Annotated in this window: 11 protein-coding genes and 1 CRISPR repeat array; of the genes, 2 read left to right on the top strand and 9 right to left on the bottom strand. The window is 48.4% G+C overall.

What is annotated here, in order from left to right; translation table 11 throughout:
* Positions 1-330: 330 nt before the first annotated feature.
* The 9 genes from QUB11_RS29620 to QUB11_RS29580 all read right to left on the bottom strand — a co-directional run bounded on the left by QUB11_RS29620 (position 331) and on the right by QUB11_RS29580 (position 8,639).
* A complete protein-coding gene (locus tag QUB11_RS29620) occupies positions 331-2,526 on the bottom strand; it encodes a diguanylate cyclase domain-containing protein (RefSeq protein WP_333206338.1) in 2,196 nt (731 codons plus the stop codon).
* On the bottom strand, positions 2,523-3,128 hold the full coding sequence (locus QUB11_RS29615) for a chemotaxis protein CheC (protein WP_333067864.1): 606 nt from the start codon (positions 3,126-3,128) through the stop codon (positions 2,523-2,525). Before QUB11_RS29615 ends, QUB11_RS29620 begins: the two co-directional genes overlap by 4 nt.
* Complete coding sequence (locus QUB11_RS29610; protein ID WP_333206340.1) at positions 3,125-3,502, bottom strand: response regulator; 378 nt, start codon at positions 3,500-3,502, stop codon at positions 3,125-3,127. Before QUB11_RS29610 ends, QUB11_RS29615 begins: the two co-directional genes overlap by 4 nt.
* 237 nt (positions 3,503-3,739) lie before the next feature.
* Positions 3,740-4,270, bottom strand: a complete 531-nt coding sequence (locus QUB11_RS29605; protein WP_333206342.1) for a tetratricopeptide repeat protein — start codon at positions 4,268-4,270, stop codon at positions 3,740-3,742.
* Between the two features lie 272 nt (positions 4,271-4,542).
* Positions 4,543-4,899 carry a 50S ribosomal protein L20 gene (gene rplT, locus QUB11_RS29600; RefSeq protein ID WP_333132957.1) on the bottom strand — a complete coding sequence of 119 codons (357 nt, stop codon included), beginning with the start codon at positions 4,897-4,899 and terminating at the stop codon, positions 4,543-4,545.
* A 19-nt stretch (positions 4,900-4,918) separates the two neighbouring features.
* Positions 4,919-5,116, bottom strand: coding sequence for a 50S ribosomal protein L35 (rpmI, locus tag QUB11_RS29595; RefSeq protein ID WP_006634164.1), 198 nt, complete (start codon positions 5,114-5,116; stop codon positions 4,919-4,921).
* A gap of 519 nt (positions 5,117-5,635) precedes the next feature.
* A complete protein-coding gene (locus tag QUB11_RS29590) occupies positions 5,636-6,088 on the bottom strand; it encodes a retroviral-like aspartic protease family protein (RefSeq protein WP_333206344.1) in 453 nt (150 codons plus the stop codon).
* Positions 6,089-6,329: 241 nt separating this feature from the next.
* Complete coding sequence (pdhA, locus tag QUB11_RS29585) at positions 6,330-7,367, bottom strand: pyruvate dehydrogenase (acetyl-transferring) E1 component subunit alpha (RefSeq protein ID WP_333063130.1); 1,038 nt, start codon at positions 7,365-7,367, stop codon at positions 6,330-6,332.
* 84 nt (positions 7,368-7,451) lie between these two features.
* The gene (locus QUB11_RS29580; protein WP_333392459.1) at positions 7,452-8,639 is read right to left on the bottom strand and encodes an RNA-guided endonuclease TnpB family protein; all 1,188 of its coding nucleotides are present in this window, start codon (positions 8,637-8,639) and stop codon (positions 7,452-7,454) included.
* 519 nt (positions 8,640-9,158) lie between these two features.
* On the opposite strand from QUB11_RS29580, the gene QUB11_RS29575 reads away from it, so the two are divergent.
* Positions 9,159-11,480 (top strand): IMS domain-containing protein, encoded by a 2,322-nt coding sequence (locus QUB11_RS29575; protein ID WP_333392457.1) that lies wholly within the window; start codon positions 9,159-9,161, stop codon positions 11,478-11,480.
* A 419-nt stretch (positions 11,481-11,899) separates the two neighbouring features.
* Positions 11,900-13,102 (top strand): glycosyltransferase family 4 protein, encoded by a 1,203-nt coding sequence (locus tag QUB11_RS29570; RefSeq protein ID WP_333206349.1) that lies wholly within the window; start codon positions 11,900-11,902, stop codon positions 13,100-13,102.
* An 83-nt stretch (positions 13,103-13,185) separates the two neighbouring features.
* A CRISPR array of direct repeats spans positions 13,186-14,035; the repeat unit is 37 nt; unit sequence GTTTCAATCCCTGATAGGGTTTTAGGTTTTTTCCGGC.
* Between the last annotated feature and the right edge of the window lie 119 nt (positions 14,036-14,154).

Here is a 14,154-nt window from a genome sequence, read left to right as displayed (position 1 = left end):
AACCTCTTTAAATATACTTAATATTCTTATTATATCATATTAGTTATTTATGTAATTAATTTTGTTTAACTACTTAAATGGTACTGCTCGATTTTAGCATCCCGAACCTGCAACCCTCAAGGATATAGCAGATGTTGAAGAAGGAAGTTCGGCAACGGATTGGCTTTCTTCTGATGTAACGGAGCTCAGAAAGAAAGTTGGTTGTGCTGGAGTTGTGGTGATAAGTTACAGCAGAGGGATAGGGATATCAGGGTTTGGATCGCGGGCTTACAGTGGCATTTTTTTTGTGGAGTGGTATAACTACTCGGAATCAACAAATATTGCAATTCGTCAAGCGCTAGTGGGAGAGGGTAAATTAGTGTTGGGTAGAGAAAAATCTACAGGAAGCATCGAAGTGCCTGTGCCATTCGGCTTGCCAGCAGCAGGATCGGGCTGGTAAAGTTGGATACGATCGCGCCCAAGTCGTTTAGCTTGATAAAGCGCTTGGTCGGCTGCTGCAATCAGAATTTCGGCTCCCGATTCAGATCCAGGAACAATACTCGCGACGCCCAGGCTGAGAGTGACGTACTCGCTCACCTGAGAACCAGCGTGAGGAAGCTGTAAAGCTGCGATTTTGAGCTGTATGTGTTCGGCTACCAGCACCGCGCCTTGAATCGAGGTATTTGGCAAAATAACGGCAAATTCTTCGCCTCCGTAGCGAGTTACTAAATCGGCGGGGCGATTGACTGCATTGCCGATCGCCGCGGCGACTTGTCGCAAACATTCGTCTCCGCCTTGATGCCCGTAAGTATCGTTGTAACTTTTAAAAGAATCAATATCGCAGAGAATTAGGGACATGGGCGTTTGTTCCCGCGCTTGTCTGCGCCACTCCATTTCTAAATACTGATCGAAACGGCGGCGGTTTGCTAGCTGCGTGAGTTCGTCTAAAGTTGCCAAACGCTCTAACTTGAGGTTGGCGGCTTGCAACTGCTGGTATAGTTCTGCTTGCTTGATGGCGATCGCCAACTGGGTGGCCAGAGAAGACAGCAACTCTACTTCTAACTGCATCCACTGCCGGGGACTGCACTGGTGGGCCATCAGCAGCCCCCACAACTCGTCTCCTTGCACTAAAGGCACTACCAAATAAGCTCTCACCGCGAATTGTGCGAGCAAGTCAATTTGATATTGCGGCAAATCCGCGGCCAAGACATCGGCGATCGGTCGGATCGCTCGATGTTGGTACGCTTCGAGATAGAACTGGTCAAAACAGAATTTTTCCAGGGTTTCCCCCAACATCGGCTTGCAGTTGGCAGCTACAGATTCCACTGTTACCGCCCCCGTCGCCGGGGCGGCGCAGACACTGCCGGTACAGGGGTTGAAGCGGACAATCATCACTCGATCGGCCTGAAGGAACTGACGCACTTCTGTCACTGTCGTGCTGAGCACTTCGCCCAAATCCAGAGACTGGCGGATGTGCTGAGTAATCGTGGCCATCAGCAGTTCTCGTTCGTTCTGCTGCCGCAGAGTCTCTTCTGCCCGCTTGTACTCGGTGATATCTTGAGCGGTGCCGAAAATTTGTTTGGGGCAGCCGTCGGCTGTGCGAGCGAAAACTTGGTCACGGCAGCGAAACCAGCGCCATTCGCCCGATCGATGTTTGAGCCGATACTCCAACTCTAAAATATGCCCGTCTTGAGTCGAGGGAAATTTTTTCTGGTGGGCTTTGAGCCTCGGCAAATCTTCTGGGTACACCAAACTGGAGTACAAAGCAGTTTGCATCTGTAAAATTTCTTGGGGAGTGTAGCCCAGCAATTTAGAAGCTTGACCGTTGACGTAGACGTTGCGCTGTTGGGTCAAATCGTAGATGTACAGTAAATAAGGCGCCGCGTCAGCAATCTGCTGGATGAAATGCTGGCTCGATCGCAATTCTTCCTCCACCCGCTGGCGCACTTGCACTTCTTCCAAAGCTTGATCCCGCATTGTGCGGTAAGCTTGGATGCGGTGGGTGAGGTCAGTCACGTCTTGAATCACCAACAGCGCGTAGAACGATGGGGCATTGACCCCCGGCCATATTGATGACGAAGCTGAGGGTGGGGATTCGCTAGACAAAAAAGCACTTCTTGATGATCCGACTCCGACAGTATCCTCTGATTCCAACTCAAGAGTATGGAGAACCCAGTCTCTAATCTCCTGTTCTTCTATGCCAGCCTCTTGGGCCGGCACAGCAGTCACAGTAGTTTGCTGAATTCGCTGCTGGCCGTCTTGCCAAGTTGCCGGAATCAGGTGTTTGTGAATTTGAGAAGAAAAAATTGTTGGCGGGCCTCCTGCAAAGATTTGCTTGAAGCGAGTGGCGTACTTTAACTGACTCAGGTGAGGAAAATGGGTTGTGATCTTTGTTCCCAATATTTGGCTGCGGGGAATTTTAGTCCACTCTTCCAGACAAGTGTTCCAAAACAGCACCACAAAATCATCTTGCAGCAAGCAGGCGCCGACTGGTACGCTGTCGAGAACCCCAAACTTTTCCTTAATACTTTTGCTCTCCTCAATCATAGACCCCCGGCAAGTTGATTGATAGCAGTCAACAAGGTGTCAAAGGAATTAACATTGAAAATAAGAATGATATCTCCTTCAATGTGAAGCCTTTCAATCATGAAACTGGTCTGGGCTAATAAAACAACTGTATCAGTAGCTAAACCGCCAGATATCAGCAAACTAGCAATCGTCCCTTCGCTATAAGTGGGAATTGAGTAGTTCAGGCGCTGCTGAAGTACGTTGCTGATTGCACCCATGACCCCATTAATTACAATGTTTCCCACTTCACTCAGCGTACCAATTTTGACTGAATCGAGATCGTGAGTTCCTTCTTCCCCTGTGAGCATCGTCACCAGCAGGGCAGCGCTGTTGGTGGGAAAGACTAGCTGGGCAATGCCTCCAAAGGAGCCTGTGAATTTTAGCTGGACTGCAGCGATTTGCTCGCCGTTGAGGTGCTGCTCTAACTCTTCTTCCACGTCGGTGGGAGTCAGAATTTGAAGGTAGGGGATTTGCAAGCGAATCGGGGAGTCGATCATGTCGTTCAAAACCCCTGCGGCTTGACCGATCCCGATGTTGACGAGTTCCTGCAAAGCATCGAGCTGTCGAGTGCTTAATTTCATTGGCTGCTCTCCTCGGTGACACTGAGAGCTTTTTTGATCCACCCGATCAGTTCATCTGAGTTGGGCATTTTGTGAATGACTGCCAGGGCTCCGAGTTCCATGCACTCGGAGCGGGTGCTTGCTTGGATGTCTGCGGTAATTACGATCACTGGAATTTTATATCCTCGATCGCGCATGGCTTGCAGGACTTCCCGACCTTCCATTTCTGGCATCAGCAGGTCTAAGAGCATACAGTTTGGGGTTTTAGTGCCGAGCAGTTCTAGAGCTTCTGGGCCGCTGGATGCTTCCCAAGTCTCGTATCCTTCTGCTCGCAGGATTTTGCAGATTACCCTGCGAGTCAACCACGAATCTTCGACAACGAGAATTGATGTCACTACGTTCTCCTCCTTCTATTGTTTAGGACTGACCGGCGTTGCAGGTACTGCTTTTATCTTGACAGTAATTTAAAGTGCTGGGACGGTGTGTGATCGAGCTTCACTTGGAATTCCTGTTCTTAAAAACTAACGCATTAATGTATTGGATAGTTTAGTATCTTGGACTATGTTAAGAAAAAACCCGGTTTCTGAATGAAACCAGGTTTGCGGGATCTCTATTGCTCCTAACAGGGGCGCTCAATTATAGATTACCAAACGCTTCCGAAGGGACTCTACTCGCTGTTTGGCCGTGGTATTGTCTGGCTCGCAGGCGAGAGCTTGTTCGTAGATTTCCAAGGCTTGGGCTGTTAATTTCTTGCGCTCGTAGGCGTGACCCAGGTTATTGAGAGATGTAACGTATTCTGGCTGCAACTTCAGGGCTTCTTTGTACTGGCGGATCGCGATGTCGTACTGTTCTTGGCCAAAGTGTGCAAAACCGAGGGCGTTGTAAATAACAGCTTGATTTTCTTCCCCTTCTAAGTCTTTGGCTTTCAGGGCTTTTTGAAACAGTACGATCGCCTGGGAGTAAAGCTTCTTATCTAGATAGATACTTCCTAATTCGTAGTATTCCTGTGCTGTTCCTTTTTCTACCGTCAGCTTATTTTCTAAGCGTTCCAGAGACATTTCCAGCTTCCTAGTTTTAAGAATCTGGCGCACCACAAACCAGGAAGTGCTGCCGAGTATAGCGAGCAGGACTGACAAGTAAATAATGAGCAAATTACTATCCATGTTTTTCTTAAAATTAGGTAGGTCTGTGGAAGGTTTTATTTATTTTAAGGCGATAGCAATCTCTGATATCTGCCTCTGCAACTGTATAAAAAACAAGGAAATAGCGATCGACCGGCCCGATCGCGATTTCTGAAAAAGCAAGAGTCCAGAAGTAAGAACAAAGAAGGAAACTTGGTCTCAACCTCCTAAATTCATCAGGAGTTTTCCTTCTCTGGCAGACAGTTAAATCTTTCTTACTTCTGCTTTGTGCATTCTGAAAATCAAGGGAACTTTCAGGCTCCGGCTCGATTAGCCATTTCCACGACTTTACCGAATGTTGCCGGGTCAATGATCGCCATTTGTGCCAGCATTTTGCGGTTGATTTCGATGTTGGCTTTTTTCATGTTGCCGATCAGTCTGCTGTAGCTCGTGCCGTGCTGGCGCGATGCGGCATTGATCCGAGCAATCCACAGGCGGCGGAAATCGCGTTTGCGTTTTTTGCGATCGCGATAACCGTTACGCAGGGCTTGCATCACCCGTTGGTTAGCTGTGCGGAACTGTTTCGACTGTGAGCCTCGGAAACCCTTGGCTAATTTGAGAATTTTTTTGCGGCGCGCTCTGGCGACATTACCGCGTTTTACCCGTGTCATCTTTAATTTCCGTTAAACTTTACAAGTATGGAAGCATTAACCGCACGTTAGCGTCGTTGGTCTCGTCGATGACGACCAGCTTAGAGAGACGGCTTTTGCGAGCTGAACTTTTGTGCTGTAGCAAGTGGCTTTTGTAAGCTTTGCGGCGCACGATCTTACCGCTGCCGGTCGCTCTAAAGCGCTTTGCGGCTGCTTTGCGAGTTTTGAGTTTTGGCATGGACTGGTGTTATTTGGACACAAGCTTCAACCGTATCACATTTGTGGTACTTTCTGCAAGGGAGATTTGCGGGTTGGGGGTAGCGCTGCATTTGCGGCGATATACAGGATGGGCGATCGGGTAATCTTGCGGTATTTTGCTGTAGTTAACACGTAAGGAGCTTCCCACTCTTCAGTATTCTTGAATTTATCGGGTAATCTTGCGGTATTTTGCTGTAGTTAACACCTAGTATAGAATGTTATACCCCAGTTGCGGTATCATTAAGCGTTCCTGAAATTCAATCTCAAAAAAAATTAATTTCACAGGTTCCAGCGAGCCGAGCCTTACCTTTTTCGGTCGATTTATTTCGCAATAATAATTAAACCATAAGTTTATGGATAGAGATGAGTTTGAAGAATGGCTCTACGACTAAAAGCCTTTGTAAACCCTTAAATTTGTGCCAATTAAAAATGCTGGAATCATGCCGATATTAGCACTCGAACATTACAAATAAAGGAGGTATTTAAGCTGGATTGAGTATTAAACTCTCAATACAGGCCTTTCGGGATTTTCGGGATTGGGAACTAGACGCTGATTTTTGCAATCTACTAGCAAATCTAAAGTTTCTAACACAGTTTGACCGATTAGCACCATATCCCCTAAAACCATTGCCGCCTCAATCGTTTCGCGCCCTTCTATTTCAATGATAACAGGCCCAGTCAATCCCACTGTTTCTTGTCGGCCATCAGCATATTTTGCTATTTCCTGACTCCGAATTCTTAAGCCCAGGTGTTCGCAGACTTCTACAGGAATAGCTGTGCGTACTGCACCAGTATCTATCAGTGCTTCTGCTTCGTACACGCGCAACAGATTTGGATTGAGCAATCCTCTCTTGACTAACTCTTCATCAATGGCATTCGTTAGCTTGACTTTGACTCGAACAGCACCCATATTTTTGCTGGCTTGAGTTAGATCGCGATCGAGATTTATCATATCGCCTCTTTTCGTCTAGAAAGTCTACCTTTGATTCTAGCCACAATTTATGGTAGTAAGGTTCGCAATGCACACCCTACAAGTAGAGTTTGTAGGTAAGTCTTACAGCGTATTTCCGGTTTAGGAAGTGCTGTAGGGACAAAGGCTTTCGCCGTGTCCCTACGGGGATCTATCGCTCTTGTGGGGAGTCGGGGTTGGGCATCCTGCCCGCCCTAAACATACAAGTTAAATGCACAAAAGCTTACTCATCTTCTGCATAGATAAACCGATACAATTCGCTAGGATCTGGCTCAGCGCTTTTCTCAGCAAAATCGACTGCATCATCAATTACTGCTTGAATTTTATTATCGATCTCTTTCAATTCTTCAGCAGTTGCCAAAGTTCGATCGATCAAATCAGCAGCCAACTTCTTAATCGGATCGCGAGGGAACCAATATTCCTTCTCTTCCTTAGAACGCAACTCATCAGGATCGGCCAAAGAATGGCCGCGAAAGCGATAAGTCAAAGCCTCAATCAAAGTCGGCCCCTCGCCGGCTCGCGCCCGCGCTACAGCTTCTTTCGCGACTTCCCGCACCGCCAAAACATCCATCCCGTCAACCTCAAAACCAGCCATGCCAAAAGCATGAGCTTTTTTGTAAATCAGCGGGTCAGAAGTAGCTCGCTCGTGGGCCATCCCGATCGCCCATTTGTTGTTTTCCACAACATAAATAATCGGCAACTTCCACAAAGCCGCCATATTCAAACACTCAAAAAACTGCCCGTTATTTGCAGCACCATCGCCAAAAAAACAAGCAGTCACGCCATCGGAACTTTCATCCCCCAAAGCTTCGCGGCGGTACTTCGATTGAAAAGCCGCCCCCGTAGCTACAGGAATCCCCTCAGCCACAAAAGCATAACCTCCCAACAGCCGGTGTTCGGCCGAAAACATGTGCATCGAACCGCCGCGGCCCTTCGAGCAACCAGTTTCCTTCCCGAACAACTCCGCCATTACCTCCCGCGCCGGGACGCCCGCGCTCAAAGCGTGAACGTGATCGCGGTAGGTGCTGCTAACGTAATCAGTGTCATCCCGGCGCATCGATCGAATCACGCCTGTAGACACAGCTTCCTGACCGTTGTACAAGTGGACAAAACCAAACATTTTGCCCCGGTAGTACATCTCAGCACACTTGTCCTCAAAATAGCGCCCCAAGACCATATCCTCGTAGAGCATCAAGCCCTCATCCCGAGAAATGGTTACGCTTTGCGCGTCAAAAACTGGTAAAGTCCGTTCCTGAACCATAAATAATTAATACCCGACGATCGGCTTCCTAGACATGTGAACTACCCAGCGCTGACATAAAGGTACAGCGTGAGCTTCTGACTTCTACGGGGATTGCGTCAACTTGGACTTGCGTCCCAGTCTCGGACTCACATCCCCTCCATCAGCAGCAGTCCTGGTTCCCAAGACCGATAGCATTCTGATTCCTTCTGCTCTGATATTGGTTGCAGCGTTGCCATCTCTATCGTGATGAGTACCACAACTAGGGCAAGTCCATACCCTAACACCTAATGGCATTTCATTCACCTGATAGTGACAATTTGAGCAGAGTTTCGAGCTAGGGAACCATCGGTCAATCTCTACTAACACTTTACCTTCGCGGTCAAGTTTGTAATGCAAGAAATTGACAAACATTCCCCAACCTACATCAGAAATTGCTTGAGCTAGTTTGTGATTACGAACCATGCCCTTAACGTGAAGGTTTTCGACTACGATGACTTGGTTATCGTCAACAAGCTTTCTTGACAGCTTATGCAAGTAGTCTTGGCGGACATTGCTAATTCGTTCGTGAACCCTAGCAACCAGTTTCCTGGCTTGATTTCTAGACTTGCTTCCTTTCTCCTTTCTGGCTAGTTTTTGCTGCTTTCTTTTAAGGTTGCGTTCATGTTTTGCTAAATGCTTGGGATTAGGGTACTTGGATGTCTTGATGCCATCATTAACAACAGCAAAATCTTTCAATCCCAAGTCAACTCCGGCAACTTTTCCATCGGTGCAAGCAACTGGTTTATCTCCTGCGAGTTTTGTCAGCACAGAGGCATAGTATTTCCCCGAAGGAGTAACACTGACTGTTACAGTTTTGATGGTTCCTTCAATCGGTCGATGTAACTTGGCTTTGACAAGGCCGACACGACCGGGAAACTTGAGGGAGCCGTCAACCAGTTTGACTGATTGCGGGTACTGGATTGACTGCCTATTTTTCTTGGATTTGAATCTAGGGTATTTTGCCCTAGACTCAAAAAAGTTCTTGTAAGCAGTTACCAGGTTAAGCGTAGTAGCTTGCAGAACCTGAGAGTAACACTCAGACAACCATTGTGTTTCTTCTTGTTTTTTAAGGTTTGGCAGGAGTTTGTTTAACGCAACTTGGGTCAAGCCTTTACCCGTGGCTTTGTAGGTTTCAATACACATATTTAGTGCGTAATTCCACCACCAGCGGGAACAGCCAAAGTGTTGAGCTAGTATCCCCTGCTGTTGGGTTGTCGGATATAGCCTAACTTTGACGGCTTGATGCTGCATTGTTTTCACATCCCTTTAGAATTATATATATTTCTGATAAAATTATTCCCTCTAGCTTGCAAATTTTACGCCTGATTGACCAGATAAAATTTGCTTGGGGGAGTCCATGTATCCCAACGCTGACCCAACGGGTACAGGGTGGGACTTAGAGCTGCCCCAAACCCCCTCAAAAGTTAAAATGAGTTTGGCCCTCGGGGCGGATTGCCGGGACTCGGAGAACCAACTCCCATCTAAACCCCATGCAAACGAATGATATAATTCCATTACTCTCAAACCCGAAAATGCTCAAGAGTCACACAACTCATTTAGCTGACGGGCAATGGGGCTTTCCCTTTTCCTCACTGTAAAACGCCCTAGAGGGAAAAAAATCCGAGTATCTCTACGGCAAGTCCAACATACCGTGAATGGGGCGGTTGGAAGCCAACACCAGAATTTTTGATTTGGTTTGCGGGAGTATGTCACTTAAGATAGGCTAATTCAGTTGCTAGCGCTTTGGGGAAGTGGACAGTTCTTTAACTTATGTTAATTCCACTAGATTACTACCGGATTTTGGGTCTACCGATTCAAGCTACTGCCGAACAGTTGCAGCAGGCTCACCGCGATCGAACTTTACAGCTTCCGCGCCGGGAGTATTCCGAAGTTGCGATCGTCGCCCGCAAACAACTGCTCGATGAAGCCTGCGCCGTTCTGTCAGACTCAGAGGGGCGCAAAGCTTACGATGCCAGTTTTTTAGCCAAAACTTACGATCGAGAGTCGGAAGCCGCACAGGAAGCCAAGCACCAGAGGTCAAAAACCTTAGCAGGCCCGGCCACCGTCCTGCAAGACGCAGGAGAAACCGCTCCGGCAGAGTCCAAGGCTTTAGAGGCTGCTCCCGACCCCCACACTCCAAGTATTGAAATCGATGACAACCAATTCGTAGGAGCCCTGCTCATACTGCAAGAACTGGGAGAATACGAAATCGTACAGAAGCTGGGTCGCCCGTATCTTAACAATGGCAGCATCGCGATCGCAGAAGGTCGTTTCGGCGACCCGCAGCTCGTGAGGCCAGATATAGTTTTAACCGTCAGCCTTGCCTGTCTAGAACTCGGCCGCGAACAGTGGCAGCAAGGTCAGTACGAAAATGCCGCAAAATCATTAGAAGCAGGTCAAGAATTGCTGCTGCGCGAAAGCCTATTTGCAAGCGTGAGGGGTGAAATGCAAGCCGACATATACAAACTCCGTCCGTACAACATTTTAGAGCTATTATCACTCCCCGAAGAAAAAGTCGCCGAGCGTCGCAAGGGACTGGAAATCCTGCGAGAAATGCTTCAAGAACGAGGCGGTATCGACGGTTCGGGAGACGATCGATCGGGTTTAGGAATAGAAGACTTCCTCCGGTTCGTGCAGCAGATGCGTAAACACCTAACCAGCAGCGAGCAGCAGGCGCTATTTGAAGCCGAAGCCGGCCGCCCCTCCGCAGTCGCCACTTACCTCTCGGTCTACACCCTGTTAGCCCAAGGATTTGCCGCCAGACAGCCATCGATGATCCGTCGCGCCAAGCTGATGCTGATGCAGCTCGGTCGCCGCCAAGACGTTCACCTGGAAAAAGCCGTCTGTTCCCTGCTGCTGGGCCAGACAGAAGAAGCCAGCAGAGCCCTCGAACTCAGTTCGGAAAAAGAACCCCTGGCCTTCATTCGCGAACATTCCCAAGATTCACCCGACTTGTTGCCCGGACTGTGCTTGTACGCCGAACACTGGCTACAAGAAGAAGTGTTTCCCCACTTCCGCGACTTGGCCAACGAGTCAGTGTCCTTGAAAGATTACTTTGCCGACCCGAAAGTACAAGCTTACCTAGAAGCTTTGCCACAGGACGCAGAAACCGCCAACGAATGGGTCGTCGTGCAGCCCCGCGCCGGCAAGCTCCCAGGGCGACTGCAACCGACAGCAGGCCGATCGCCCGCTGCCATACCCGCACAGCCACCCACAGCCAAGCAGGGAGCCAGTACAGTCACCTTGACCCCCGTACCGGGCGACGCTTCCACCGCAGCGTCGGGCGCGAAATCCCAGGGAACGGTGGCCGCGCCTAGCGCTGTTGCCCCGGTCTCTCTCCCGATAGCTACAGTGCCACACCCTGCTGAATCGACTTCCAAACATCGCAGACGCCAACATTCAGGGCGCAGCGGAGCAAGCAGCAAGGGGCTAAATGGCGATTTTGCCGATCGGGCGCGCACCAAGGCAGCAGAAATTACCGCCCAAGTCAAGTCCATGCCTCCAAACAGGCTGGCTTTGTTTCTAGTCGCAGGTGTCCTGAGCCTGTTATTCCTGTGGTTAATACTCAGTCTGTTGGCTAGCGCGATGCAAGCCCTATCGGGCCCATCCCTCCAAGGAGAGCAAGCCCTCGTCCGCCTGGAAGAACCGCCCCTAGAAATCCCTGCCGTGGCCCCTGCCCCAGAGCCGAGCGCTGCAGGGGCAGTGTCGGGAGAAATCACTGAGGTAGCAGCAAAAGACTTAGTTCAAAGCTGGCTATCGGCGAAAGCAGCGGCTTTGGGGCCCAATCACGCTGTCGAAGAATTAAAGCAAGTTCTGACAGAACCGGCTTTGTCTCGCTGGCAATTGATGGCAGAAGCTCAACAGCGTAACAACGCGCACCAGCGTTATGTACACAAGCTGGAAGTTAATGGAGTTACCACAAATCCGACTAATCCCGATCGCGCCCAAGTAGAAGCCCAAGTCGGGGAAAAAGCCGAAGTGTTCGATCGCGATCAGCTCGTTTCTTCCCGCAACGAAAACCTGCGCGTGCGCTACGACTTGATCCGTCAAGAGGGACAGTGGCGGATTATGGATTGGCAAGTGATTAAGTAAGGAATTGGTAATTAGTAATTGAGGAGAAGGAGTCAGAAGTCAGAAGTCATATTATGTCCAGTAGATTACGCCTAATAAGGTAGGGGCGGGTTCACGAAAAATATCTGCCAATAATTGACAATCTCAAAAACCCGCCCTTTTAATCGCTCGATCTCGATCGGATATGATATCAGAAGAAAGAAGACTGAATTAAGCATACCTATGCCTGAAGTCAGGGGTAACTGTCACGGAAAGAATTTTTTGCGAACCACGATTAAAATCGCGGGATTTAAAGCTCGATTCTCCATCCTGTCCCACAGAAACTGTTCTGGATTCTGGCTCCTGAATTCTTCGTAATTGGTAATTTCTGCTTGCTAATTACTAATTCCCAATTTCTAATTATGAGGTGAGTTTTTAATAGCAAAAGCGGGTGTTTTGAATTGCAGATTATTGTTGAAGGCTGGCGTTTTATTTATCATTCCTATTGCGTAGCTAATCAATTTCAACTGCTGGAAATGCTCGCTCGCCCGCGAGGACAAATTGAGCTTTTCCACCGCGATATGCCCTATATAGACGCCGCTTGGGAGACGAAAATTAGTTTGTTCGATCGCCCAAATGAAACATTACTTCGCAGCATTAAGAGCCCTGCGGTAAATCAGTCAGCCGATGTTACCCTGCGAATGTACTGCCCGTGGGACTTCTCGGCATCCAGCAGCGCTCAAACTTGGGTATTTGCAGCGACAGAATGGGGGATTATTACCAGTTCAGTATTACAGGCAATGGGTGTTAAGTCGATCGCCCAAACCCAGGTTAATTCAGAAACGAAAATTATTACACCTTCAGCTTGGTCAAAAGCTGGCTTAATTCGCAGCGGAGTTGAAGCCGATCACATTGCCGTTGTCCCTTTGGGGGTCGATCCTAAGATTTATTATCCTGCTGCGGGCGATCGGCGTCAAGCACTGCGCGAAAGCTTGGGCTGGTCAAACTTTTTTATATTTTTAAACATCGGAGGACAAACCGATCGCAAAGGCATTCGCCCTTTATTAAAAGCCTTCGCTGCGGTAGTTGACAAATATCCAGATGCGAGATTAGTTTTAAAAGGTTCAGAACTGCTTTATCCGTCGAGAGACGAGATTGCCCAAGCCAGCCGAGTTGTGCTCAACGATGCGGAAAGAGCGAGGGTTTTACCAAGATTAATTTATACTGGTAGCCAGCTATCTTTTGCTCAAATAGCAGAGTTTTACCAAGCAGCAGATGTTTATGTTTCTCCCTATTTGGCAGAAGGTTTTAATCTGCCGGTGTTGGAAGCTGCTGCTTGTGGTTTGCCGGTTATTTGCACTGCGGGCGGCCCTACAGATGATTTTACGCGATCGGACTTTGCACTGCAAATTGAAAGTAAATTTAGGGCTGTGGCGAGGGAGGGGGAAACGTTATTTATCTTAGCTCCTGAGTGGGAACATTTGACTGATTTGATGCAAGGGGCGATCGAACAGCCTGGATTGGCTGCGAAAGCGAGGGTTGCGGGCCCGGCTTTTGTGGCTGAAAATTTTACTTGGAGGCGTGTAGTCGATCGATTGCTTGAGGTTATGGGAGGAGATAGAAAGAGAGAGGAGAGGTCTATTTTTGAGCCAATAATTTTGTAGTTTGGGCGTTTCAAGCCCTAGATGGGGAAATAGGTTTTTTCCGGCTATCACTTCTGCTATCAGTGCTATCACTTAATGTGAATGTTTCAATCCCTGATAGGGTTTTAGGTTTTTTCCGGCTAGTTTCTAAATTCCATTCAGCCTGTAGCTGCCATCAGTTTCAATCCCTGATAGGGTTTTAGGTTTTTTCCGGCTGTTAATGGCTGCGCGCGATCGTAAAGCTTATAAGGGTTTCAATCCCTCATAGGGTTTTAGGTTTTTTCCGGCTTACCCGCAGAAATCGCACAAGCCACAGCGCCGACAAGTTTCAATCCCTGATAGGGTTTTAGGTTTTTTCCGGCGTTACATATTTGAAGAATAGATGTAAGAGCGTAAGTTTCAATCCCTGATAGGGTTTTAGGTTTTTTCCGGCTTAGTTCATCTGAGAATGCTTGTCGGAGTTCATCGGCGCGTTTCAATCCCTGATAGGGTTTTAGGTTTTTTCCGGTCTTGCTCCAGTATTTCGCTGATTTGCCGTTCCGTTTCAATCCCTGATAGGGTTTTAGGTTTTTTCCGGCGGTAGGCGCAATTAGTTGTCCATGCTCCCCTAGCCAACGGTACAGGGTGTTTCAATCCCTGATAGGGTTTTAGGTTTTTTCCGGCGCATCGGCTAATCCGGGAGAGAGTTTGTCGGGCGTTTCAATCCCTGATAGGGTTTTAGGTTTTTTCCGGCTCCCTGCTGTTACGAGTGAAGCGGGTAAAGTATCTTTGTTTCAATCCCTGATAGGGTTTTAGGTTTTTTCCGGCGTGATGTTCCGAAAGGTTCCGATCGCCGGGTTAAACCGTTTCAATCCCTGATAGGGTTTTAGGTTTTTTCCGGCTCTATGCACCCCGAATCAGCGCCAGTACCGTATCCAGTTTCAATCCCTGATAGGGTTTTAGGTTTTTTCCGGCAATGGATGGATTGTTAACAGTGAACAGAATACTTTTGTGTTTCAACCCACATTCCGCACCCCCAACTGGCACATACGCGGATTGAGGGGGTAAAAGTGAATCATCCGAGACAAAGCGTG

Source organism: Microcoleus sp. B6-A1, from assembly GCF_036705085.1.
GTDB lineage: Bacteria > Cyanobacteriota > Cyanobacteriia > Cyanobacteriales > Microcoleaceae > Microcoleus.
This window is presented reverse-complemented; position numbering and strand designations above follow the sequence as displayed.

Excerpts from the sequence above, each read along its gene's own strand:
- QUB11_RS29590 (WP_333206344.1), bottom strand. The coding sequence starts at position 6,088 with ATGATAAATCTCGATCGCGATCTAACTCAAGCCAGCAAAAATATGGGT.
- QUB11_RS29605 (WP_333206342.1), bottom strand. The coding sequence starts at position 4,270 with ATGGATAGTAATTTGCTCATTATTTACTTGTCAGTCCTGCTCGCTATA.
- rplT (WP_333132957.1), bottom strand. The coding sequence starts at position 4,899 with ATGACACGGGTAAAACGCGGTAATGTCGCCAGAGCGCGCCGCAAAAAA.
- QUB11_RS29580 (WP_333392459.1), bottom strand. The coding sequence starts at position 8,639 with ATGCAGCATCAAGCCGTCAAAGTTAGGCTATATCCGACAACCCAACAG.
- rpmI (WP_006634164.1), bottom strand. The coding sequence starts at position 5,116 with ATGCCAAAACTCAAAACTCGCAAAGCAGCCGCAAAGCGCTTTAGAGCG.
- pdhA (WP_333063130.1), bottom strand. The coding sequence starts at position 7,367 with ATGGTTCAGGAACGGACTTTACCAGTTTTTGACGCGCAAAGCGTAACC.
- QUB11_RS29620 (WP_333206338.1), bottom strand. The coding sequence starts at position 2,526 with ATGATTGAGGAGAGCAAAAGTATTAAGGAAAAGTTTGGGGTTCTCGAC.
- QUB11_RS29615 (WP_333067864.1), bottom strand. The coding sequence starts at position 3,128 with ATGAAATTAAGCACTCGACAGCTCGATGCTTTGCAGGAACTCGTCAAC.
- QUB11_RS29575 (WP_333392457.1), top strand. The coding sequence starts at position 9,159 with ATGTTAATTCCACTAGATTACTACCGGATTTTGGGTCTACCGATTCAA.